Genomic DNA, 23,678 nt, shown 5'->3' with positions numbered 1-23,678 from the left:
AACGCCGCCCCATGTAAATCATGGCAGCGGCGTTCTTTGCTTGCTTATCGCACTATTGACCCTTAGAGCGACAAAACCTTGTCACCGCGGGCGATGCCCGAAACGCCGGTACGCGCAACTTCGAGAATACCCACGGGCGCCATTGCCTGCAGGAACGCATCAAGCTTGCCCGCATCGCCCGTAATCTGCACGGTATACAGACTGGGCGTAACGTCGACGATCTGCGCGCGGAAAATATCCACTGTACGCTTTACCTCATCGCGTGCTGCTCCCAGCGCTTTCACTTTCACCAGCATCAGCTCACGCTCAATGTGGTTGCCTTCAGTAAGGTCCACCAATTTCACCACATCAATCAGCTTATTAAGATGCTTAGTGATCTGCTCAACCACCCGGTCATCGCCTATGGTCGTAACCGTTAAGCGCGAAAGTGAGGGATCTTCCGTTGGCGCCACGTTAAGCGTTTCAATGTTGAAATTACGCTGGGAGAACAACCCGACCACACGTGACAGCGCACCCGGCTCGTTCTCCATCAGAATCGAGATGATATGACGCATCAGGTACGCTCCGTTTTAGACAGCAGCATGTCGCGCATAGCGCCTAACGGCACCTGCATCGGATAGACGTGCTCAAAAGGGTCGACCTTCACGTCAAGGAACACTAGCTCATGTTTGTCAGCAAATGCACGCTCTAGCGCGGGCTCGAGCTCTGCAATCGTGGTCACCGTAATCGCCGTAAACCCATACGCTTCAATCAGCATATGAAAATCGGGGAGCGACTCCATATAGGAGTGTGCGTGGCGAGATTTGTAGTTCAAATCCTGCCACTGGCGCACCATGCCAAGCGACGCATTATTCAGATTGACGATCTTAACGCCCACACCATACTGCTTACAGGTTGAGAGCTCCTGCATCATCATCTGAAAACTGCCCTCACCCGTCACGCAGACGACATCGCTTTCCGGAAAATTCTGCTTGATCCCCATGGCGGCAGGAAAACCAAAGCCCATAGTGCCTAATCCGCCCGAGGTAATCAGCCGGTTAGGTTTATCAAACTTGTAATACTGGGCTGCAAACATCTGGTGCTGACCAACGTCCGTCGTCACATAAGCCTCGCCCCGCGTAACGCGGCAGAGGGCCTCAACGACTTCCTGGGGCTTAAGCGCCTCGCCGGGCTTTGAAGGCTCATAAAGCTTGCCAACACGATCGGCACGCCAGCCATCAATTTTTTGCCACCACTCGGTAAGCGCCTCTGGGTGAGCAATTTTCTGCCCTTGCACCAGGCTAATCATCTCATTGATAACACTAAGCGCAGGCCCAACGATGGGCACATCGGCACGCACCGTTTTAGAGATAGAGCTTGGATCAACGTCAACGTGAATAATTTTGGCTGTCGGGCAGAACTTTGATGTGCTGTTGGTCACACGATCATCAAAACGCGCGCCGATGGCAATGATCAGGTCGGCATGGTGCATGGCCATATTGGACTCATACGAACCGTGCATACCCAGCCAGCCCAAACACTGCTTATCACTCTGGGGGTACGAACCGATACCCATCAGCGTCGTAGTAATCGGATAACCCAGCTGCTTAACCAGATCAGTCAAGCCTTCGCTGGCTTTGCCGGTTACAACACCACCGCCGGTATAAAACACCGGGCGCTTGGCCTTGAGCATTAGCTCCACGGCTTTTTTGATCTGCCCAGTATGGCCACGCGTGACGGGGTTGTACGAGCGCATCTTGACCTTTTTAGGGTAGATATACTCATAGCGCTCGGTCGGTGCGGTCATATCTTTGGGGATATCAACCACAACAGGGCCAGGACGGCCCGTGGCGGCTAAATAAAATGCTTTTTTAAGCACTTCCGGGATTTCAGAAGGATGGCGAATCGAGAAGCTATGCTTCACGATCGGGCGCGTTACCCCGACAATATCCGTTTCCTGAAAAGCATCTTCACCAATCAGGTGGCTGGCAACCTGGCCACACAGCACCACCATAGGGATTGAGTCCATATAGGCGGTGGCAATGCCAGTCACGGCATTGGTCGCCCCAGGGCCTGACGTGACCAGCACGCAGCCGGGCTTACCCGAGGCACGAGCGTAGCCATCGGCGGCGTGAGTGGCCGCTTGTTCATGACGCACTAAAATGTGCTTCACCTTGTCCTGACGGAATAGCGCATCATAAATATGCAGCGCTGCACCGCCGGGGTAACCATAAATGTGTTCGATGCCCTCATCTTGCAAGAAGCGGGCGATCATATCTGCGCCGGAAAGCAGTTCCACTGTATTTCTCCCCTGGAGGTCTCGAGTGCGAGCCGTACCCACATGGGCACGGTGTCGAGTGCGGCGGTATGCCGCTGCCGGCCAATGCCGGCACCTGATGCCAAACCCTGGCATGTGGCCCGGTTAGGGCCTGCACTCTCATCGGAAACGCTGCTGAATGGCAACATAAATCAGCGTTTCTCTTGCACGGCGGTTTGCCGCGTTGGGGCGTTGGCCAGGCCGAGCGGTTAGCTCGAACCCGGAAGTCCTTCGGCGGGTAAAGGCTTTTGCCTACCCATCGCGCGGGGATGAGGGGTTGCCCGTTAAGTCCGCGCCCGCAAATCAGGAACCGATAAGATTCCATTAGCACCCTCAGCGTGTCAACCTCCGATCAGGTCAAACGCAACAAACATCGCCCCAAGCCATTAAAAAAGCCCCGCCAGCAATGCTGAAGGGGCTTTTTGCTTACTCAATTGCGCGCAAGTAGCGGCATTTAACGTTAGACAAACACCAGCTTGCCGTCTTCCGCCGTGATATGAATGGTATCGCCCGGCGCAAACTTCCCGGCCAGCAGATCCTGCGCCAGCGGATTTTCAATACGCCGCTGAATTGCTCGCTTAAGCGGCCGCGCGCCATACACGGGGTCAAAACCCACCACCGCTAGCTGAGCCATGGCATCGTCACTGATCTCAAGCTTCAACTCATGTTCGGCAAGGCGCAGCTTCAAACGCTCCAGCTGAATACCGGCAATGGCCTGAATCTGCTCTTGACCCAGCGCATGAAATACGACCACTTCGTCGATACGATTGATCAACTCAGGCCGGAAGTGATTACCCACCACCTCCATCACCATGTTCTTCATCAACTCATAGCCACTCTCTTGATCAGCGCTATTATCACCGCCCATACGCTGAATAATGTCCGACCCCATATTGGACGTCATGACAATCACGGTATTGCGAAAGTCCACCGTACGACCCTGGCCATCGGTTAAACGGCCATCTTCCAACACCTGCAGCAAAATATTAAAAACATCGGGATGCGCTTTTTCCACCTCATCTAGCAGCAGCACAGAATAAGGCTTACGACGCACGGCTTCGGTTAAGTAGCCGCCTTCTTCATAGCCCACATAGCCCGGAGGCGCACCGATTAAACGAGCCACGGAGTGCTTCTCCATAAACTCCGACATATCGATACGCACCATCGCCTCTTCGGTATCGAACAAGAAGTTCGCCAGGGACTTGCACAGTTCGGTTTTACCCACCCCGGTGGGGCCGAGGAATAAAAACGAACCGTTGGGTCGATTGGGGTCCGAAAGCCCGGCCCTAGAGCGACGCACGGCATTAGCCACGGCCTCTACGGCTTCGTCCTGGCCAATGACACGCTCATGCAGCGCGTCTTCCATGCGTAGCAGCTTATCGCGCTCACCTTCGAGCATTTTCGAGACAGGAATACCCGTCCAGCGCGATACGACTTCCGCAATTTCTTCTTCGGTGACATTAGAGCGCAACAGCTGATGGCTTGAGGTATCGGCTTCGCCCTCACTGCTTTCAGCAATTTTTTTCTCAAGATCAGGAATTTTGCCGTACTGAATTTCAGACATACGGCCAAGGTCGCCCTGGCGGCGCGCCTGTTCAAGGTCAAGGCGCACTTGCTCCAGCTCAGCCTTGAACTGGGCGGCACCTTGAATACTAGCCTTTTCCGCCTTCCAGATTTCATCCAGGTCAGCGTACTCGCGCTCTAACTCATGAATCTGATTATTGAGGGCTTCGAGGCGCTTTTTAGACGCGTCATCGGTCTCTTTCTTCAGCGCCTCACGCTCCATTTTGAGCTGGATCAGGCGCCGGTCAAGACGATCCATTGCTTCTGGCTTGGAATCCAGCTCCATGCGGATACGCGAGGCGGCCTCGTCGATCAAGTCGATAGCTTTATCGGGCAACTGACGGTCGGTGATATAGCGTGTCGATAGTTTAGCCGCGGCAATGATCGCAGAGTCGGTAATATCCACGCCGTGGTGAACTTCGTAGCGTTCCTTTAGGCCACGCAAAATCGCCACGGTATCTTCTTCCGAAGGCTCATCAACCAAGACTTTCTGGAAGCGACGCTCCAATGCGGCATCTTTTTCAATGTACTTACGGTACTCATCAAGCGTGGTCGCGCCGACGCAGTGCAGCTCGCCACGCGCCAGTGCGGGCTTAAGCATATTGCCCGCATCCATCGCGCCTTCCGCTTTGCCAGCGCCGACCATGGTGTGCAGCTCATCGATAAACAGAATGACCCGCCCTTCTTCCTGAGAGAGCTCTTTCAGCACGGACTTCAGGCGCTCTTCGAATTCTCCGCGGAATTTGGCGCCGGCTAACAGTGAGCCCATATCCAGCGACAGCACGCGCTTATCTTTTAAGCCTTCAGGCACTTCACCGTTGACGATACGCTGCGCCAACCCTTCGACAATGGCGGTTTTGCCCACGCCCGGCTCGCCGATGAGCACAGGATTGTTTTTAGTGCGCCGCTGCAATACTTGGATAGTGCGGCGAATTTCATCGTCACGACCAATGACAGGGTCGAGCTTGCCGTCCAGCGCCCGCTGAGTGAGATCCATCGTGTACTTATTGAGCGCCTCACGCTGATCTTCCGCGTTCGGATCATCGACCGTAGCACCGCCACGTAGGCTGTTGATCGCCGCTTCAAGGGTTTTACGATTAATCCCGATTTCTTTGAGTAGCTTAGTGAGGGGTGAATTCATTTCTAGCGCCGCAAGCAGGACAAGCTCGCTGGCAATAAACTGGTCGCCGCGCTTTTGCGCTTCGCGATCCGTTAGGTTGAAGAGCTTGATGAAATCGCGCGATGGCTGCACTTCGCCGTCAAACTGCCCTATCTTCGGCAAATTATCCAGCTGCTGCACTAAACCATCGCGCAGACGCGCGCTATTGCCTTCGGCTTTCTCAATCAGCGCTTTAATACCGGTGTCTTTAGTGTCGAGCAGGGCAAGCAGCAAATGCGCAGGGTCTAGCTGACTATGGCCGCGGCCAACGGCAAGCGATTGCGCTTGGGCAATCGAGCTTTGGAGCTTGGCGGTAAATTTATCAAAACGCATGGAATTCCTCCTGGGGTAGCCGTGCGTTTGGACGCACCGCGTAACCCGTTAACGTGTCGTTAGACGTGCTAATAATTTTTAGCTTGACAAGTTAAATGGCGTCACTTCTGCGCTTTTCAAGAGGTAGATTAACAAACCGCTGACTTATTAAATCTTTAATGAACGCTAGTCGATCCAAATCACACTGGCCATGCGACCTGTTTTGCCGCCATCGCGACGATAGGAGTAAAAACGTGACTCGCAGGCGGTACAGAAATGACCGCCGCTGATGTGGGTAATGCCTAATGCCTCTAACCGAAAACGCGCCAGCCGGTACAGGTCAGCCATGTAATGACCCAGCCGATAAGGGCTGTGATCAAAGGCTTCAGCCGTATCAGGATGGACAGCGACAAAAGCGCCGTACACTTCAGGGCCCACTTCAAACTGGGCATTAGAAATAGCAGGGCCTAGCCACACCAAAATATCATCAGGGTCAGTATTCATGGCCGCAATGGTCGCTTCTAAAACGCCCCCAGCTAAGCCGCGCCATCCTGCGTGAGCAACTGCTACCTGAGTACCGGCACGATTACAAAACATCACCGGCAGGCAGTCAGCTGTCAATACGACACAGGCGTACTCATTGGTGGTCGTGAGCGCCGCGTCTGCATCGGGCGCTTCAACGCCCGGCACTTCCGGTTGATAACCCTGCTGAACGCGCGCGCCATGAGTTTGATTGAGCCACAGCAGCGGCCGCTCATCGCCTATCTCTTTTTGTAACAGCCGGCGACACAGCGCCACGTGATCAGGATTATCGCCAACGTGAGCGGCAGGATTAAAAGCGGCAAAGTCACCTTGACTAGGCCCGGCCTCACGCGTGGTGACAAAAGCCCGTACGTTTGCCGGCGCGGGCCAGTCTGGGATTAGCAGCGTGGGCCGTAAATCAATGGCATCGCTCATCTCATGGTCTCGTTATCTTCACGCAGATAGTCCAGCAGCATTAACAAATCATCGGGTAGATCCACCTGAAACGTTAAGGTTTCGCCACTTGCTGGGTGCTTGAAAATTAATTTGCGCGCATGCAAAGCCTGACGAGGAAACTCGCGCAGGATTTCCTTCAAAGGCTCAGCGGCCCCAGGCGGCAGCTTGGCGCGACCGCCATACATGGGATCTCCCACTAGGGGGTAGCGGGCGTGCGCCATGTGAACACGGATTTGGTGAGTGCGCCCCGTTTCTAACTTGCAGCGAACGTGCGTATGGGCGCGAAACCGCTCAACCACACGAAAATGCGTGATGGCCTGCTTGCCCGCCGTCGTCACCGCCTGCCGCTTGCGATCTTTCGGATGACGGCCAATCGGCGCATCGATGGTGCTGCCTGAGACCGGCTTGCCAATCACCACCGCATCGTACTGGCGTGACACGCTGCGCGCCTGCATCTGATCAACCAGCGCCGTTTGCGCAGGTAGCGTTTTGGCCACCATCATCAGTCCCGTGGTGTCTTTGTCCAGTCGGTGTACGATGCCTGCGCGGGGCACTTGAGCAATGGCCGGATGATGATAAAGCAGCGCATTGAGCAGAGTGCCATCAGGATTACCCGCAGCTGGGTGTACCACCATGCCGGCGGCTTTATTAATCACCATCATGGTATCGTCTTCATAGACGATATCCAGGGGGATATTCTGGGCTTCAAAGCGCGTATCTTCTTCAATGGTCGCCTGCAGCGCCAGCACTTCATAGCCATGCAGCTTGGCTTTCGGCTTGAGCTGCGCGCCATCTACGGTTAATTCGCCGCTATTAATCCACGCCTTTAAGCGCTCGCGGGAATAATCGCTGAACAACTCAGCCGCCGCTTGGTCTAAACGCGCACCGGCTAAAGAGGCGGGTACACGCTGCGTGTCTTCAACTATTCGAGACATGAAAAACCTCTTTAAAACGCAAAAACCCTAGCCTGACGCAAAAATTTAGCTAAAGCATGGCACTATTTCCAACAACGACACCCGGCGAAACGTCGCTAAGCCTGCGTTTTAGGCCGAGGTGTTTTATAGTGGGTGGACTGCGACCTATACTATCACGGCCATCGCCGCTTTTTTGGTGATTGAGGCTTGTTTGCAACGAGGATGATGATGCGCGTTTTTTCAGCTGCCAACCGCTTTGGTGCTCTAGCCCTAAGCCTTGCCCTGCTAGCGGGCTGTGCAAATAATGACACCAGCGATGAAGAGCCAGATGAATTTGCTGGGGTACAAGAACGCGAGCTGTATGAACTTGCTCGTACGGCTCTGGACAGTAATCGCTACCCGATTGCGATAGAACGTTTAGAAGCACTGGATACTCGCTATCCGTTTGGTGCGCATGCCGAGCAGGCACAGCTTGAGTTGGTCTATGCCTACTACGAAAACAGCAACTGGGAAGAAGCGCGTGCGGCGGCTAGCCGCTTTATTCGCCTGCACCCCGACCACCCACAAGTAGATTACGCCTACTACCTGCGTGGTCTTTCCGCGTGGCAAGCGGGTCGTTTCAGCTTAGAACGTCTGCGCTTAATTGATATCTCAAAGCGTGACCTGGGCGCCTCACGGGATGCCTATAATGATTTCCGTGAGCTTATTCAGCGCCACCCGCAAAGTGAATACGCGCCCGATGCTCAACAGCGTATTGTTTACCTGCGTGAACTGATGGCCCGGCACGAGCTGCACGTCGCAGATTACTACCTACGCCGCGGGGCTTATTTAGCCGCCGTTGAGCGTGGCCGCTGGGTAATCGAAAACTATCCTGAGTCCAGCGCCACTCGCGACGCCCTAGCCACGATGGTAGAAGGCTATCAAGGGCTGGATATGGATGATCGCGCCAGTGAAGTGCTCGCGGTGCTGCGTGAGAACGCGCCCGATCACGAACAGCTGCAGGGCAATCGTTTCGTGCCCAAGCACGTGAAAAAGAGCGACTAACGAACCGTAAAGGCTTCGTGAACGACGTCTTTGAATGACGTTTTTCAAAAACGTTTTTCAAAAACTAAAAAACCACGCCTCGGCGTGGTTTTTTGGTTTTCTTACTCAGCGATGCTTAAAAACGCCCGGCCTAATCGCCGGGCTGCCATCCATTCACAATCGGATAGCGGCGGTCGCGGCCAAAGCCTCGTGGCGTGACGCGAACACCAATAGGTGCCTGGCGACGCTTATACTCACAGCGATCGACGAGCTTAACGACTTTATACACATCTTCATGATCGAACCCGGCGGCGATGATCGCCTCCGCGCTCATATCGCCTTCGATGTAGTTGACCAAGATCGCGTCCAGAACATCGTAGTCCGGCAACGAGTCGCTGTCCTGCTGATCGGGCGCCAGCTCTGCGCTAGGCGGGCGCTCAATCACACGCGCCGGAATCGCCGGCGACTGGGTATTGCGCCAGCGAGCCAGACGATACACCCAGGTTTTATACACGTCTTTAATTGCGTTATAGCCACCCACCATATCGCCGTAAAGCGTCGCGTAGCCCACCGCCATTTCGCTCTTGTTACCGGTGGTCAGTACCATCAGGCCTTTCTTATTCGAAAGTGCCATGAGCAGCACACCACGACAGCGCGACTGCAGATTTTCTTCCGTCGTGTCCCGTTCGGTACCTGCAAAGCTCTCCGCCAGCGTCCCCATAAACGCCTCGACCATGGGTTCAATCGGCAGAACTTCGTAGTGCACACCTAGCAAGTTGGCCTGCTCGGCAGCGTCCTGTTTGGAGATGTCTGCCGTGTAATGATAAGGCATCATCACCGCCTGCACCCGCTGAGGGCCCAGAGCATCGACCGCAATGGCTAGCGAGAGCGCGGAATCAATGCCGCCGGAAAGCCCCAGCACGACCCCCTCAAAACCACTTTTGTTGACATAATCGCGCAGACCGGTGACCAGCGCGCAGTAAAGGCTTTCTTCCGGTGCCGCTTCAGGATCAATCTCGCCGGGCTGAGGCTCCCATACCATGGCACTGGTTTGTAAAAACTGAATCGGCATCAAGCCAGCCTGCCAATACGGCGCTAACACCTGCAGCTCACCGCTGGCGTTAACGCAGCAAGAGCCGCCATCAAAGACCAGCTCGTCCTGGCCGCCTATGGTATTCACATACACAATCGGGCGCTTAACGTCTTGGGCGTGCTGCTCCAATAAGCGCAGCCGCTCGGCGGGCTTGTCCTGGTGATAAGGCGAGGCATTCAGCGTAATCAGCACTTCAGCACCCGCCTGAGTCGTGGCCTTGACCGGCGCACCATCCCACAGGTCTTCGCAGATCAAGATGCCTAATCGAGCGCCCTTGTGCTCATAGACCAGCGGCTGTGTGCCGGGCGTGAAATAGCGCTGCTCGTCAAACACCTGATAGTTAGGCAGCGCCTGCTTGGCGTACTCAGCTTCCCACTGACCGTTGTAAAGCACCCCAGCCAGGTTATAACACTGCCCTTCGCGTACGCCTGGATAGCCGATAATCACCAGCACATCGCGGGAGATTTTCGACGCCATTAAAGCGCGAGCTTCGCGTAGGCGTGTTTCCATTGAGGGGCGCAGCAGTAAATCTTCCGGCGGATAACCCGACAAAAAAAGCTCCGGAAAGACCACAATATCCGCCCCATGCTCAATTCGCGCTTCGCGCACGGCTTCAATGGCACGCGCGGCGTTGCCGGGAATATCCCCGACCAAAGGATCGAGTTGGGCCATTACCAGCGTTAAGTCTTGCATGGGCATCAAAATCTCTTGAGAATCTTAAGAATAGGGTTGCACCGTCATACGGCATTGTCCCGCAAGGGCCGCCAGCTAGCAAAGGCCGCGCGACACACTCACCACTTCCATCCCTGCTTCGGGAGACACAAAAGGATGAACCTCTTGATCATTCGGCTGATTATCTTCGCCGTTCTATTCTATGTCGGTTTAAAGCTTTACGGCCTCTACCGTCAACGCAAACTCGACCATCAGGTGCAGAGTAACAAAATCAACCGTCATGAAGGTGGCGAAATGGTGCGCTGCCGCTGGTGCGAAGTCCACGTTCCCGAACAAGAAGCGCTACGTGACCAAGAGCAGTGGTTCTGTTCTAGCGCCCATCGCGACCGTTTTTTGCAAGAGCAGCAAAATAAAGACAGCACACCTTAAATCGCGGCCAGCCGTGCGGGCGTAAGCTGATAAGGCGCCGGGTCTACCAGCGGCGTGCGGCCTAACAACTGGTCAACGAGTAAATGGGTCGAGGCCGGTGCTAACACTAAACCATTGCGATAATGCCCGGCATTGACGAACACGTTAGGCCGCTCAGGCAGTGCGCCAATAAAGGGTACGCCGTCAGGGGAGCCAGGGCGTAGCCCGGCCCACTGATTCGCCACCGGGCAGCTTGCCAAGGCGGGCACCATCGCCTCTGCGCTCTGCTTTAATGAGGCGAGCGCCGCCTCGTCGGTGGTCTTATCAAAGCCCGCCTCTTCCAGTGTCGAGCCCACTAGCAGCAGGCCGTCTGCGCGCGGAATGATATAGCGACCGTCTTTTAATACTACGCGCCGCACCAAGCCTTTGGGTGCCTGATAAGCGATCATCTGCCCTTTCACCGGTCTTACCGGTAGCCGCACCTCTAGCTGCGCTAACAGCTGAGCTGCCCAGGCGCCGCCGCATACCACAATGCGCTCAGCCTTCAATAGCCCATGGGAAGAGACAACGCCATCTACCTGCCCATTGCTATCACTAAACCCACTGACGTCGCACTGCTCGCGCAGCGTGACATTAGGCATCGCTGCTAGACGGGTTTTCAGCGCTTTAGCTAAGCGTGGGTTGCGCACGCTGCCCAGCGTCGGCATCCACAGCGCGCTGTCGGCTGCCATCGCAACGCCGGGTTCTTTATGGCCGACAAAGTCTTTTCCCACCCTTTCGAGGGGCTTGCCCAGCTGGCGCGCCCAGTTCAGCGCGTCCTCAGCATCGTCCACGTTCAGATACAGCAGCCCTTTTTGGCGATACTCAGGATCGATACCGGTTTCTTCCAACAGTCGCAGTGCTAAAGAGGGGTAAACGCCTTCAGACCAGCGTGACAGCTGCGACACCGCCGTGTCGTAGCGCCATGGATAAAGCGGCGACACAATGCCTCCGCCGGCCCATGAAGCCTCTTTCCCGCACTCGCCGCGCTCAACCAGCGTTACTTGCTGGCCAGCATCGGCTAATTGCAACGCCGTCATCATGCCGATGACGCCGCCACCAATAATTAAGAAATCGCTCACAAAAATGTCCGTTTTGGCTTACATAAAAAATGCTCAGCGACGCCTAGTGTGACCTATGAGCTTAAGAGGTTCGCTGCTGGCAACGGACAGTGAGCATAGCGCGGGCGTTAACAGGGTCAAGTGGGGAGTCGGCGATGAGCGAAGACCAGATCAACATACACACCTCACTTGAAGGTGGATTTACGCTGCTTGAGCTTCTCGTCACACTGCTGCTGGTGGGTATTATTAGCGTCTGGGGAGTGCCGCGCTTTCAAGCACTGGGCGAACGATCCGCACAAGCAAGCGAGGTTAATCGGCTACAGAGCACGTTTTCTTTAGCACGCAATACCGCGATTAGCCAACGCAGCCATATCACGGTGTGCCCCACGGCTGGCGACCGCAGCGCCTGTAATAACGACTGGGCCGGTGAGCTAATAATTGTGCGTGGGAGTGACACCGATGGCATACAAGCTCAAGACATCCTGCGCATTATGCCTATTCAACGGAACACACAGGTGACTTACAGCCGCGGCTGGTCGCGCATTCGCTATGACCCGATGGGCTATACCAGCGGCTTCAACGGCAGCTTTACCGTTTGTGCTGGCCATCGCGCCGAAGGCGCTCAGGGTCAAAAGCTGGTGCTCAGCCAGCTAGGGCGGCTGAGGATTGATGAAGCGCCTATCGATTGCTAGACGCCTCATCATGCAGGGAAAGATTACCCGGCAATACCGTCTAGGTAACGCTCGGCATCCAGTGCAGCCATGCAACCACTGCCCGCAGAGGTAATGGCTTGACGGTAAATGTGATCCATCACGTCGCCGCAGGCAAATACGCCCGGTATATTGGTGGCGGTCGCATTACCTTCCAACCCAGAATTCACTTTGATATAGCCGCCATTCATCGTTAACTGGTCCGCGAAGATGCCGGTATTAGGGCTATGACCAATCGCAATGAACAAACCGGGCGCATGAATTTCTTTGCTTGAACCATCTTTGGTGGATTTAACGCGAATACCGGTGACGCCCGAGTTATCGCCCAGCACTTCCTCGACCTCCTGGAACCACTCAAGCGCGATTTTGCCCGCTTCGGCTTTCTCAAACAGCTTGTCTTGCAAGATTTTTTCCGCGCGCAGGGTATCGCGGCGATGCACCAGCGTCACTTTGGAAGCGATATTGGAAAGGTACAGCGCCTCTTCCACGGCAGTGTTACCGCCACCCACCACAATGACTTCTTGGTTACGATAGAAAAAACCATCGCAGGTAGCGCAGGCAGAAACGCCCTGGCCCATAAACTGCTGCTCAGTGGGCAGCCCCAGATAACGCGCGCTGGCACCGGTCGCCACAATCAGCGCATCACAGGTATAAAGGCCGCTATCGCCTTTCAACGTAAACGGTTTTTCGCCTAAACTGACCTCATTGATATGGTCGAACAGTACTTCCGTATTGAAGCGTTCAGCATGCTGCTGCATGCGTTCCATCAATTCTGGGCCCTGAACACCCTGAGCGTCACCCGGCCAATTATCCACGTCGGTCGTCGTCGTTAGCTGCCCGCCGGCTTGAATACCGGTGATCAATAACGGCTTCAAGTTTGCCCGCGCGGCGTAAACGGCGGCCGTGTAGCCAGCCGGGCCGGATCCAAGAATAATCAAACGCTCATGACGAGTTTCCATGACACCACCTTCTAGAGACTTAACTGATAGCTTTATCGATAGCCGTGTAAACAATAGCTATGCAAACAATTTGGCAGAGAGTCTGCCTGAAATGGCGTCAAGTACAAGCTATTGCAAGGTTTGCCATAGGCTATTAGGCGAATAAACCTTGAAAGCAACTGTGCAAACACCCATGTATTATTACTATGGTAAGCCATACTATAAAGAAAGACCGTGACCGTCACGTTGAGCTAAACGCTCAGCAACAAGAGGAGAATGGCATGAGCAAGATACCTGATACGCTAAGTACCTTAGAGGTTGGCAGCACCACGTATCACTACTACAGCCTCCCCCAAGCGGCCGGGGTGCTCGGCAACATTGATCGGCTGCCCAAAACGCTCAAGATTCTACTCGAAAACCAGCTGCGCTTCGCCGATGACGAGAGCGTAGCCGAAGAAGACATGCAGGCCTTGGTCGACTGGCAGACCGAAGGCAAATCTAGCCGCGAAATAGGTTATCGCCCCGCGCGCGTATTAATGCAGGACTTTACCGGCGTGCCCGGCGTAGTGGATTTAGCTTCCATGCGCGCCGCCGTAGAAAGCCTTAACGAAGACCCTGCGAAGATCAATCCGCTGACCCCTGTCGATCTGGTCATCGATCACTCAGTGATGGTCGATAATTTCGGCAACGCTGGCGCATTTCAAGAAAACGTCGATATTGAAATGCAGCGCAACCGCGAGCGCTATGAGTTTTTGCGCTGGGGCCAGCAGGCCTTTGACAACTTCCGCGTTGTGCCACCCGGCACCGGCATTTGCCACCAGGTGAACCTGGAGTACTTGGGCAAAACCGTATGGACCAAAGAAGAGGACGGCAAGTCCTTTGCTTACCCTGACACGCTGGTGGGCACTGACTCACACACCACGATGATTAACGGCCTGGGCGTGCTTGGCTGGGGCGTGGGCGGCATTGAAGCCGAAGCAGCCATGCTCGGCCAGCCGGTGTCGATGCTGATTCCCGAAGTGATTGGTTTTAAATTGACCGGCAAGATGCGCGAAGGCATTACCGCCACCGACTTGGTGCTGACGGTCACTGAAATGCTGCGCAAAAAAGGCGTAGTGGGTAAGTTTGTTGAGTTCTACGGCGACGGTTTGAAAGACCTCCCGCTGGCTGATCGTGCCACTATCGCCAATATGGCGCCTGAATACGGCGCTACCTGCGGGTTCTTCCCGGTCGATGATGAAACGCTGAACTATTTGCGCCTAACCGGACGCGAAGATGACCAAGTTGCGCTTGTCGAAGCTTACAGCAAAGCCCAGGGCCTATGGCGCGAGCCTAACGATGAGCCGATATTCACCGATGCCCTTCAGTTAGATATGACAGAGGTAGTCGCTAGCCTTGCCGGCCCCAAACGCCCTCAGGATCGCGTGGCGCTACAAGATATGGCGTCGGCCTTTGGTAAGTTCATGCAGGAAGATACGAAGGCGAACGCTACAGAGAAGGGCAAGTTCTCTTCTGAAGGTGGCCAAACCGCCGTGGGCGTAGAGCGCAGCTTCAAAGATGACACCAGCCAAGCCGTTAAGCTGAATGATCGCGACTTCAGCCTTGACCCTGGCGCGGTGGTCATTGCAGCCATTACGTCGTGCACGAACACTTCAAACCCCAGCGTTATGATGGCGGCGGGGTTGCTGGCACGTAAGGCTCGCGAAAAAGGATTAACCACCCAGCCATGGGTGAAGACCTCACTGGCACCGGGTTCTAAAGTAGTCACCGACTACCTAGCAGCCGCGGGCTTAAATGAGGACTTGGACGCCCTAGGCTTTAACCTGGTCGGCTACGGATGCACGACCTGTATCGGCAACTCAGGCCCTCTGGCCGATGAGATTGAGCAGGCGATTAACACCGGCGACCTTGCTGTCGCATCGGTGCTTTCCGGCAACCGTAACTTCGAAGGCCGCGTTCATCCGCTGGTAAAAACCAACTGGCTTGCATCGCCCCCTCTGGTTGTTGCCTATGCACTGGCCGGTAACGTGCAGCGCGACCTTACCCAGGAACCGCTAGGACAAGATAGCAATGGCGAGCCCGTCTATCTCAAAGACATTTGGCCGACTCAGGCTGAGATTGCCACTGCCGTCGAGAAGGTCAACACCGATATGTTCCGTAAAGAATACGGTGCGGTGTTTGAGGGCGATGATGTCTGGAAAGCGATCAGCGTTTCGAAAAGCAAGGTCTATCAGTGGCCTGAATCCACCTACATCCAGCACCCGCCGTTCTTTGAAGGCATGGGCCGTGAGCCGGATGCCATCGAAGACGTACACAGCGCCCGCGTACTAGCGATGCTGGGTGACTCGGTGACCACCGACCACATTTCCCCTGCCGGTGCCATTAAACCCGACAGCCCTGCAGGCCGCTACTTGCAAGAAAACGGCGTCAAGCCGGTCGACTTCAACTCTTACGGTTCACGCCGTGGCAACCATGAAGTCATGATGCGCGGTACTTTCGCTAACGTGCGTATCAAAAACGAGATGCTTGATGGCGTCGTCGGTGGTGAGACTCGCCATGTGCCCAGTGGCGAACAGATGGCTATTTACGATGCGGCCATGAAGTACAAAGAGGAAGGTAAACCGCTAGTCGTTATTGCCGGTAAAGAGTACGGCACCGGCTCCTCGCGAGACTGGGCTGCCAAAGGTACGCGCCTGCTGGGCGTGCGCGCCGTGATTGCCGAATCCTTCGAGCGTATTCACCGCTCCAACCTAATCGGCATGGGCGTTGTACCGCTGCAGTTTGCGGAAGGTGAAAGCCGTCAAACGCTAAAATTGACCGGCGACGAAGAGATTTCGATTGCGGGTTTAAGCGATCTCACGCCGGGCGGCACGGTGAAGGTGGTCATCAAAACTGCCGACGGAGAACGCACCGTTGATGCCAAGTGCCGAATTGATACGGTAAACGAGCTGGCTTACTACCGCCACGGTGGTATCCTTCACTACGTGCTGCGCAAGATGATCGGCGCAGCCTAAAGGTAAAACCTACCAATGCTTGCATGCCCCCACCTCGGTGGGGGCTTTTTTTTTGCTTTCAACCTGCGTTTAGAAAGCGCGGCGACGGTAAGTACGGTAATCCGGCGACCAGGACGCTTTGTCAATTAGCTCACGCAGCGTAGTTCCACTGGTTTGCAACGCCACGCCGTTTTGCTGGGCCTGCGCAGCCACCTCAAAGGCAATCGACTTACTGATCTCACGAATGCGCGACAGCGGCGGTAACAGCGCACCCTTGCCATCTTTCACCAGCGGCGCTTCGCGAGCCAGTGCCCGCGAAGCGCTCATCAGCATCTCATCCGTGATGCGAGTGGCACTCGCAGCAATAACGCCCAGCCCAATACCTGGGAAGATATAGGCATTGTTGCACTGGGCAATGGCATAGGTACGGCCGTTATAAACAACCGGCGCGAAAGGGCTACCGGTAGCGACTAGCGCCTGCCCATCAGTCCAGCGGATGACATCTTCCGGCACGGCTTCAGCCTGCGAAGTGGGGTTCGACAGCGGCATGATCACCGGGTGCTCGCAGCCCGCGTGCATCGTGCGTACAACCTGCTCGGTGAAAATACCGCGTTGGCCGCATACGCCAATCAATACGGTTGGTTTGATTTGTGCAATGGTCTCTTCCAAACCTTGACCATTCCAATGCGCCACTAACGTAGCGTCATGGGCTAAGCGGCGCTGAAAATCCCGCTGCCAGGCTTGGTCGTTGGTCATCAGGCCATCGCGATCAACAATATAAATACGCGCCCGCGCTTCGCTTTCGGTCAAGCCTTCGGCTTCCATCGCGACAACGACCTGCTCAGCAATACCGCAACCCGCTGAACCACCGCCCACAAACACCACTCGCTGCTGAGCAATGGTTTCTTCACGGGCCTGGCAGGCGGCCATTAAGGTGCCGACTACAACCGAAGCAGTGCCTTGAACGTCATCATTGAAACAGCACAGCTCATCGCGATAGCGCTCTAAAAGCGGAACGGCATTGGCCTGAGCAAAGTCTTCAAACTGTAACAACACATTAGGCCAACGGCGCTTCACGGCGGCAATAAACTCTGCCATAAACGCGTCATATTCTTCTTGCCCTACCCGCTCGTGGCGCCACCCCATGTACATAGGGTCATCCAACAGTGCTTTGTTGTTGGTGCCCACATCAATCATGATCGGCAGTGTATAGGCGGGGCTGATGCCGCCACAGGCGGTATACAGCGCCAGTTTACCAATCGGGATGCCCATTCCACCGATTCCCTGGTCGCCCAGGCCTAGAATCCGCTCACCGTCCGTGACGACGATAACTTTAACGTTATCCTTGGTCGCGCTGCGCAGGATGTCATCCATATGTTCGCGATCAGGGTAGCTAATAAACAGGCCGCGGTGATTACGATAAATATTAGAGAATTCCTGACACGCCTGCCCCACCGTCGGGGTATAGATAATCGGCAGCATCTCTTCAAGGTGCTGGGAAACCAGGCGGAAATAGAGCGTCTCGTTATCGTCTTGAATGGCGCGCAGATGAATGTGCTTCTCAAGATCACTATGGCACTGCTGGTACTGGCGATAGACGCGCGCTAACTGATCATCAATGGTTTCTACTTTCTGAGGTAGCAAACCAATCAGGTTAAACGCCAAGCGCTCCTGTTGAGTAAACGCACTGCCTTTGTTCAATAGCGGCATTTCGAGCAAAGAAGGACCGGCGTAAGGAAGGTATAAGGGGCGTTTACTCTGGGTAGTCATAAGCACTCTCTTTTAATGTCTATCACTGCTGCAATGCAGCAACATCGGGCGTTTGCGGCGTTTGGGCTTAATGTAACATGCTCCTGATACAAAGGTAGAAGAGACCCGCGTTAAGCGTAAAAAAATGCCCCGACCAACGGCCGAGGCATCGAACACAATGACACGTTAAAGCAAATCTTGATTAGCAGCTTTTGGCCGCGGCTTGGCGCCCTTCTATACCTGCAAAAAAGAACGGACGCAGCTTTACGCCCACCATATTTCCCGCAAATGCCGCCACCAGCCACACCCAGCCGTGCAGGCTGCCCGAGGCAATACCGCTGAAATATGCGCCAATATTGCAGCCATACGCCAAGCGCGCGCCATAGCCAAGCATAAGGCCGCCGATAATCGCGGCTAATACGGACCTCAACGGAATTTTGAAATTAGGCGCAAAGCGGCCAGCCAAGCTTGAGGCCGCCAGCGCGCCAAGCATAATACCGACGTTCATTACCGTGGTAATGTCGTTCCACACACTGGTTTCCAAGGCCGCTGCATTGCCAGGCGCCTGCCAATATCCCCACTGGCTGACATCACCGCCTACCAGCCCATAGGCCTTGGCACCCCACAGCGCGAACGCAGAGGTAATGCCCCAAGGGCGGCCTGCCAGTGCCAGGGTGGCAAAATTTAACAGCGCCAGTGCCACCGCACCCGCTACCAGCGGCCACGGGCCTGTTAACCAACGCGAATAGCCATACTTATTCACGACAGGCGCCTGCTCAAGCTGTCCATGGCGACGTTTCTCCATCACCCAGGTAAAGGCAGCGATAGCCGCAAATAGCACCAGGCTAACCGCTATTCCGCCGCTTACTCCGGCAACGTTAACCAGCGACACTGGCTGAAAGGCGGGTAAGCTCTGCCACCAGGCAAAATGCGCCGAGCCAATCACCGAACCAACAATAAAGAAAACCAGGGTGATCAACATGCGCGCATTACCGCCGCCCGCTGTAAACAGCGTGCCAGAGGCACAGCCGCCGCCCAGCTGCATGCCAACGCCGAAAATAAATGCCCCAACCAGCACCGAAATACCAATCGGCGAGACAAACCCAGTCACCGGTGTACCAAACAACGTGCCCGCGCCAAGAGCCGGGAAAAACAGCACCACGGCAATCGCCAGCATCACCATCTGCGCGCGCAGGCCACGCCCTCGTCGCTCGGTAATAAACACACGCCATGCGGACGTAAAGCCAAACGCCGCATGGTAAAGCACCATCCCCAGCAGGCCGCCGACAATCATCAGCAGCCCGGTATTGGCTTCAAACACCATCCCCACCAGCAACGCGCCTAAAACAATCGCCGCCGTGGCGATCAGCGGCACACGATAGCTCTGAGGCGCAGCAACAGTCGTTGTAGACATACATTCACCTTTTGCAGCACCAAAAGCGCCTGTTAGAAAACAGGCGCTTTTGATAGACATAGACAATAGTTGCAAGCCTAACGATAGTAGTACAGCGCGGGAAATTCTTTATTTAGCAGTTCTTATAGCTTTATGGAATATATCTAGCTTTACCCAGCGACCGTGGACACTGTTACTGGGTAAGATCGGGGTAATAGAACTGTCGAATAACTGTTAGTTTTCATAAACAAAGGTACCCTAGCCTGAGAACCTCTAACGAACGCCAATGCACATTGCACTAAGATCAGGCTAGATCAACGCCTCTCGGTCAAAGGACTGTTTCCTGCTCCTAGGCTTATTTTCTACTTAATTAAGTGTCTATCTCTATATTTTAATGCCGCTTTATCAACTCTCATGAAAATCCAAGCTGCAATTACGGGAATTAGTATAGATAAAAGTACTGTCACAGAAGTCTTTTCGAGATATTCTTTTTCCACTAGCAATCCCGGTATTCCAGTAGGAAAGATGATAGGCATCATTATCCAAGTTAATTTGCCATGACTAATACGCTTGACAAGTGACTTGAGCCATACATAGAGCGGTATTTCAAGAATAAGAATTGTTGATAATATTACTAAAGTGATCATTTTTATTGCCCTTCAACACTGTCAAAATAATTTTCAACCCCTGACGCAATCCCTGTTGCACCTCCAATACCTTCTACAGTTAGACCTCCACGAGACATTGTTTCGTATTTTCTAACGTAATCAGATCTTATATTTCTGAATAACTTCCAAGAATCAGGCGATACGACCTTTCTTGATAGCCCCCCTACAGAAGTTCCCAAATTAGCAGTATCAACAGCAAGACTGCCCATTTGTTCGCCCCCTGCAGCAATGGCGGCGCTGCGTATATATCCATTTTCTCCAGTATAAGCTTCTTGTACGTTATTAACTCCAAGGCCCATCATTGGTCCACCTAACATACAACCTGCAACTGTAGAGCAGAACGCGGCTCCGGTCATAATCTGTCCGGCTCCACCTACATAGTTAGCAGCAGTATTTACATACTCCCAAGCATTATCTCTAAATGGGCCTGTTGCTTCGTTGAAGGCTTCATACCCCCTGCGTGCAGAATTAGCGATGGAAGTACCAGTTTGAGAGAAAAACCCTTCTAAACCTAATGGATCCACCATCCCCGTCGGATTAGCAACATAGCCATACAAGTTCGTGCCACCTCTAAGACCAATCGGATCCTGACCAATATACCGCCCCTGCTGCGGGTCGTAGTACCGGTGGCGGTTGTAGTAGAGCCCGCTCTCTTCGTCCTGCCATTGGCCTTGGAACCGGATAGGCTGGGTAGTGTCACCGCGCTCGCTCTTAATCGCCGCCCAGTCGTCGGGTTGGGCCTGCCATTTCGTCTCCCCATTGGGCGCCACCAGTTGCATGGGCGTACCGAGTGCATCGGTGATGAAGGCGCTGAGGTGTTGACCCTGCTGAGTATCATCAATGCGCAGCATGGGCACAAAGCTGCCCGGTTCGTAGACTATTGTGGTGCGCTGGTTATCCGTTTCTTCCCGCACAATACGATCACCGTCCCACCCGTAGTGGGTGGTGGCGGTGATGCCGTTGGTATCGCGCACGGTTTTGCTGATGCGTCTTCCTAGGCCGTCGTATCGATACGTCGCGTCGCGGGTGTAGCCTAACTCGCTGGCGTGGATGAGGTGCACTAAGCGGTTGGCTCCGTCGTAGCCCAGCGTTAAGCGTTCGCCGTTGGGGTCTTGTTTTTCGATCAAGTTGCCCGCGCCGTCGTAGCGGTAGCCAATGCCATTGAGTTGGTCAAGGCGATTGTTGGAGAGGGCCTGCTGGCCGTCTAAGCGGTTACCGGCGGCGTCTACGTGATAGCGATGGGCGTTATCGCCGTGCTGACTGCCAGTCAAACGGCCAGCGGCGTCGTAGCTATAGGCAATCACCTTGGTTTGATCGCCTTGCAGCGCGCGGAAACTCATCCTACCCAGGGCATCGTACTGGTACTGCTGGCCGCCCTCGTGCTGCGCTCCGCGCAGGGTGAGGTGGTCCAGTTGGCCAAGGTGAGTATAGCCGCGCTCCAGAATCAGCGGCTGCGTTTGATCGCCGCTTTCCAGGCTCAGGCGGCGCTGGGTTTCGCGATGCAGGGCATCCGGCGTCAGGTCGATTTCAAGGTTGAGGTCAGGTGCGCTCAAACCGTGCAGGTGACCGCTGCCGTAGGTGTGCCAGTTCAGCGCGGGCAGGTCGCCAAGCTGGCTTTGTTGGGGCGCACCGTTGGCGGTGAGCGTATGTTGCTGCTGCCACTGCCAGGCGCTGTTGCCGTCAATGCCGGTATGGCGCTGCTGTTCGCCGGTCAGCCGCTGGGCGTGGTCGTACTGGAACGTGACGTCGCCATGGTCGTTGGTCACGCTGGCCAGTTGACCGTTGGCACCCCAACGGTAGTGTTCGCTGCTGGCCGTGGCGTGCTCGGTGGCCGGTAGATGGCGAGCGGTAAGACGGCCGGCGGCATCATACGCGTAGCGCGTGGCCAGCGGCTGACCGTCTGGGCCTTGGCGGTTGACCTCCCTTCGCTCAATCAACTGGCCCGCCTCATCGTAGCGGTATTGCTGCTCGCGGCCGTCGGGGCCGGTCTCGCTGATCAGGCGATCCATATCATCAAACGCAAAACGGTAGACCGCGCCGTTGCCCAGGGTGAGTTCGTTCAGGCGGCCCACGTCGTCATAGGCGGTAAACTGCTGGCTGCCATCGGCCTCGATGCGCTGCACCGGGCGACCGTGGTCATCAAAGAAGAACTGTTGGCGGAAGCCTTGCGGGCCTTCAAGCTCCACCAGCCGCCCTTGGGGGTCGTAGTGATGGTGCCAGTGGGTGCCATCCGGCTGTTGAGTAGCCAGCCGTTGGCCGCGCACATCGTGCTGGGTGCGGGTGGTTTCTCCCAGCGCATTGGTGACACTGGCCAGGTAGCCGTGGCGGTCGTATTCATACGCCGTGCGCTGCTGGGAGCAGTCGATCTGGGCGGTGACCTGGCCCAGGTCGTTCCACTCGCGCTGGTGCGTGGCGCCAACTGCATCAGTCACCGTGGTGGGACGGTCGGGCAGACGCTCATCGCCATAAGCAAACGCCGTCGTGCCTTCTGGCCCGGTCACTTCTAGCGGCTGGCCACGTTCGTTGCGCGTTATTTGCCAACGCTGGCTCTCAGGCCCTTCCACGCTGACCGTATCGCCCATAGCGTCACGTTTTAGCGTCCAGCGCTGGCCGCCGGGCGTCGTCTGACCGATTACCTGGCCACTCTCATCGCGTTCGATCAGCGTCTCGCGACCCAGCGGATCAACCGTCGCCACCTTGCGTCCGGCGCGGTCGTAGCGGAACTCAATGCGTGAGCCGTCAGCGCGGGTGTGAGCGGTCCAGCGCTGGCCGGGGCCACTGCCCACAAAGTGATACAGCTCTTCCCGACCCAGGCTGTCGGCCACCTGAGTGTGATCAACGTGATAAGTATAAGATCGCGCCAGGCCGCCGGCTTCCTGCTGGCCGACCACGCGGCCATCCGGGGCGTGGCGATCCCAGGTGTAGTGGGTCTCCATGCCGCCAGGCACTCGATGGGCGATGAGCATGTGATTCTGCCACTCAAACTCTCGCACCACCTCGCCGTGGCGGTGACGCACGGCAATCAAATCCCCTACGGGACTATACGAGTAGCGCACTAACCAGTCATTCTGAGCGCTGCCGTCATGATCCTGAACCAGCTTGACGCCGGTCAGGCGCTGGCCTGCATCATCGACCTGCTTGGGCAGCAAGGCATCGTAGACGAACTGATAATGGCGCTCGGCGCTGTCGATAACGCGCACCAATAGATCAGCCTCCCATTGATACTGGGTGGTATAGCCGTTGCGGTCGCGCTCTTCGGTCAACGCCCAGCGCGCGGTAGCGTCGTCAGGGCGGGCAAACACGTAGTAAAGGCCGCCCGCATCGCTAAGCACGATACGGTCAGGATTCTGACGCAGCGTCTCATCCAACGCCTGCCAGCGGATATCGTCACTCTGTGCGTTGTCTTGAGACGCTGACGAACCCCCACGGCGTATCCAAAGCTGTTCGGTAGGTGAGAAACGCGCCTGCCCGGATTCGAGTGGCCCAAAGGTAATGGCTCGACCCTGAGCATCATGGACGATACAAGCATCGTCGCTCAGCGTCATCGCAAGGCTTTCGCCGGGTAGCGACCAGCCCTGGCCCAGCACCCCAACCCGCCCATTGCTGGAAAGATACCCACGGCTAAATACAAAGGGGCGCGGTGCCGGTAGCGCAAAATCGGTCTCGGCGGGCAGCAGTTTAGCACCCAGTAGCGGGTTCACCGGGCTGC

Annotated in this window: 16 protein-coding genes; 4 read left to right on the top strand and 12 right to left on the bottom strand. The window is 55.5% G+C overall.

All coding sequences use genetic code 11. The features are described 5' to 3' along the window. Positions 1–62: 62 nt before the first annotated feature. The 5 genes from ilvN to rluD all read right to left on the bottom strand — a co-directional run bounded on the left by ilvN (position 63) and on the right by rluD (position 7,243). On the bottom strand, positions 63–554 hold the full coding sequence (ilvN, locus tag CIK78_RS05485) for an acetolactate synthase small subunit (RefSeq protein WP_096277993.1): 492 nt from the start codon (positions 552–554) through the stop codon (positions 63–65). After that, positions 554–2,278: an acetolactate synthase 3 large subunit gene (locus CIK78_RS05480; RefSeq protein ID WP_096277991.1), complete on the bottom strand. Its 1,725-nt coding sequence runs from the start codon at positions 2,276–2,278 to the stop codon at positions 554–556. The genes ilvN and CIK78_RS05480 overlap by 1 nt, the downstream gene beginning before the upstream one ends. A gap of 478 nt (positions 2,279–2,756) precedes the next feature. Continuing rightward, complete coding sequence (clpB, locus tag CIK78_RS05475; RefSeq protein WP_096277989.1) at positions 2,757–5,351, bottom strand: ATP-dependent chaperone ClpB; 2,595 nt, start codon at positions 5,349–5,351, stop codon at positions 2,757–2,759. A gap of 165 nt (positions 5,352–5,516) precedes the next feature. Further along, entirely contained in the window at positions 5,517–6,287 is a 771-nt protein-coding gene (gene pgeF, locus CIK78_RS05470; RefSeq protein WP_096277987.1) for a peptidoglycan editing factor PgeF, read from the bottom strand. Continuing rightward, positions 6,284–7,243, bottom strand: coding sequence for a 23S rRNA pseudouridine(1911/1915/1917) synthase RluD (gene rluD, locus CIK78_RS05465; RefSeq protein ID WP_096277985.1), 960 nt, complete (start codon positions 7,241–7,243; stop codon positions 6,284–6,286). Before rluD ends, pgeF begins: the two co-directional genes overlap by 4 nt. 207 nt (positions 7,244–7,450) lie before the next feature. On the opposite strand from rluD, the gene CIK78_RS05460 reads away from it, so the two are divergent. Further along, entirely contained in the window at positions 7,451–8,266 is an 816-nt protein-coding gene (locus tag CIK78_RS05460; protein ID WP_096277983.1) for an outer membrane protein assembly factor BamD, read from the top strand. Positions 8,267–8,396: 130 nt separating this feature from the next. Here the strand turns inward: CIK78_RS05460 and CIK78_RS05455 are convergent, their stop codons facing one another. Next, positions 8,397–10,031 (bottom strand): NAD+ synthase, encoded by a 1,635-nt coding sequence (locus tag CIK78_RS05455; RefSeq protein ID WP_096282278.1) that lies wholly within the window; start codon positions 10,029–10,031, stop codon positions 8,397–8,399. Positions 10,032–10,166: 135 nt separating this feature from the next. Here CIK78_RS05455 and CIK78_RS05450 point away from each other — a divergent pair, with 135 nt between their 5' ends. Further along, the gene (locus CIK78_RS05450; RefSeq protein WP_096277981.1) at positions 10,167–10,439 is read left to right on the top strand and encodes a PP0621 family protein; all 273 of its coding nucleotides are present in this window, start codon (positions 10,167–10,169) and stop codon (positions 10,437–10,439) included. On the opposite strand, the gene thiO is transcribed toward CIK78_RS05450, so the two are convergent. Continuing rightward, the gene (gene thiO / locus CIK78_RS05445) at positions 10,436–11,539 is read right to left on the bottom strand and encodes a glycine oxidase ThiO (protein ID WP_096277979.1); all 1,104 of its coding nucleotides are present in this window, start codon (positions 11,537–11,539) and stop codon (positions 10,436–10,438) included. The genes CIK78_RS05450 and thiO overlap by 4 nt on opposite strands. A 134-nt stretch (positions 11,540–11,673) precedes the next feature. On the opposite strand from thiO, the gene CIK78_RS05440 reads away from it, so the two are divergent. Next, on the top strand, positions 11,674–12,210 hold the full coding sequence (locus tag CIK78_RS05440) for a GspH/FimT family pseudopilin (RefSeq protein WP_096277977.1): 537 nt from the start codon (positions 11,674–11,676) through the stop codon (positions 12,208–12,210). Positions 12,211–12,233: 23 nt separating this feature from the next. Here the strand turns inward: CIK78_RS05440 and trxB are convergent, their stop codons facing one another. Next, complete coding sequence (gene trxB / locus CIK78_RS05435) at positions 12,234–13,187, bottom strand: thioredoxin-disulfide reductase (RefSeq protein WP_096277975.1); 954 nt, start codon at positions 13,185–13,187, stop codon at positions 12,234–12,236. Positions 13,188–13,447: 260 nt separating this feature from the next. Here trxB and acnA point away from each other — a divergent pair, with 260 nt between their 5' ends. After that, positions 13,448–16,180, top strand: a complete 2,733-nt coding sequence (gene acnA / locus CIK78_RS05430) for an aconitate hydratase AcnA (protein WP_096277973.1) — start codon at positions 13,448–13,450, stop codon at positions 16,178–16,180. Between the two features lie 69 nt (positions 16,181–16,249). On the opposite strand, the gene CIK78_RS05425 is transcribed toward acnA, so the two are convergent. The 4 genes from CIK78_RS05425 to CIK78_RS05410 all read right to left on the bottom strand — a co-directional run bounded on the left by CIK78_RS05425 (position 16,250) and on the right by CIK78_RS05410 (position 23,670). Further along, positions 16,250–17,929 carry an NAD-dependent malic enzyme gene (locus CIK78_RS05425; RefSeq protein ID WP_096277970.1) on the bottom strand — a complete coding sequence of 560 codons (1,680 nt, stop codon included), beginning with the start codon at positions 17,927–17,929 and terminating at the stop codon, positions 16,250–16,252. Positions 17,930–18,110: 181 nt separating this feature from the next. Further along, positions 18,111–19,322: a YeeE/YedE family protein gene (locus CIK78_RS05420; protein WP_096277968.1), complete on the bottom strand. Its 1,212-nt coding sequence runs from the start codon at positions 19,320–19,322 to the stop codon at positions 18,111–18,113. 341 nt (positions 19,323–19,663) lie between these two features. Next, positions 19,664–19,948, bottom strand: coding sequence for a hypothetical protein (locus CIK78_RS17915; protein ID WP_096277966.1), 285 nt, complete (start codon positions 19,946–19,948; stop codon positions 19,664–19,666). A gap of 2 nt (positions 19,949–19,950) precedes the next feature. After that, positions 19,951–23,670, bottom strand: coding sequence for an RHS repeat-associated core domain-containing protein (locus CIK78_RS05410; protein ID WP_255249119.1), 3,720 nt, complete (start codon positions 23,668–23,670; stop codon positions 19,951–19,953). Positions 23,671–23,678 lie beyond the last annotated feature (8 nt).

This window comes from Halomonas sp. JB37 (assembly GCF_002332255.1).
Lineage (GTDB): Bacteria > Pseudomonadota > Gammaproteobacteria > Pseudomonadales > Halomonadaceae > Vreelandella > Vreelandella casei.
This window is presented reverse-complemented; position numbering and strand designations above follow the sequence as displayed.

Coding starts and splice junctions, on each gene's coding strand:
- CIK78_RS05450 (WP_096277981.1), top strand. CDS start 10,167: ATGAACCTCTTGATCATTCGGCTGATTATCTTCGCCGTTCTATTCTAT.
- CIK78_RS17915 (WP_096277966.1), bottom strand. CDS start 19,948: ATGATCACTTTAGTAATATTATCAACAATTCTTATTCTTGAAATACCG.
- CIK78_RS05460 (WP_096277983.1), top strand. CDS start 7,451: ATGCGCGTTTTTTCAGCTGCCAACCGCTTTGGTGCTCTAGCCCTAAGC.
- CIK78_RS05440 (WP_096277977.1), top strand. CDS start 11,674: ATGAGCGAAGACCAGATCAACATACACACCTCACTTGAAGGTGGATTT.
- clpB (WP_096277989.1), bottom strand. CDS start 5,351: ATGCGTTTTGATAAATTTACCGCCAAGCTCCAAAGCTCGATTGCCCAA.
- acnA (WP_096277973.1), top strand. CDS start 13,448: ATGAGCAAGATACCTGATACGCTAAGTACCTTAGAGGTTGGCAGCACC.
- CIK78_RS05455 (WP_096282278.1), bottom strand. CDS start 10,031: ATGCAAGACTTAACGCTGGTAATGGCCCAACTCGATCCTTTGGTCGGG.
- trxB (WP_096277975.1), bottom strand. CDS start 13,187: ATGGAAACTCGTCATGAGCGTTTGATTATTCTTGGATCCGGCCCGGCT.
- pgeF (WP_096277987.1), bottom strand. CDS start 6,287: ATGAGCGATGCCATTGATTTACGGCCCACGCTGCTAATCCCAGACTGG.
- ilvN (WP_096277993.1), bottom strand. CDS start 554: ATGCGTCATATCATCTCGATTCTGATGGAGAACGAGCCGGGTGCGCTG.
- rluD (WP_096277985.1), bottom strand. CDS start 7,243: ATGTCTCGAATAGTTGAAGACACGCAGCGTGTACCCGCCTCTTTAGCC.
- CIK78_RS05420 (WP_096277968.1), bottom strand. CDS start 19,322: ATGTCTACAACGACTGTTGCTGCGCCTCAGAGCTATCGTGTGCCGCTG.
- CIK78_RS05425 (WP_096277970.1), bottom strand. CDS start 17,929: ATGACTACCCAGAGTAAACGCCCCTTATACCTTCCTTACGCCGGTCCT.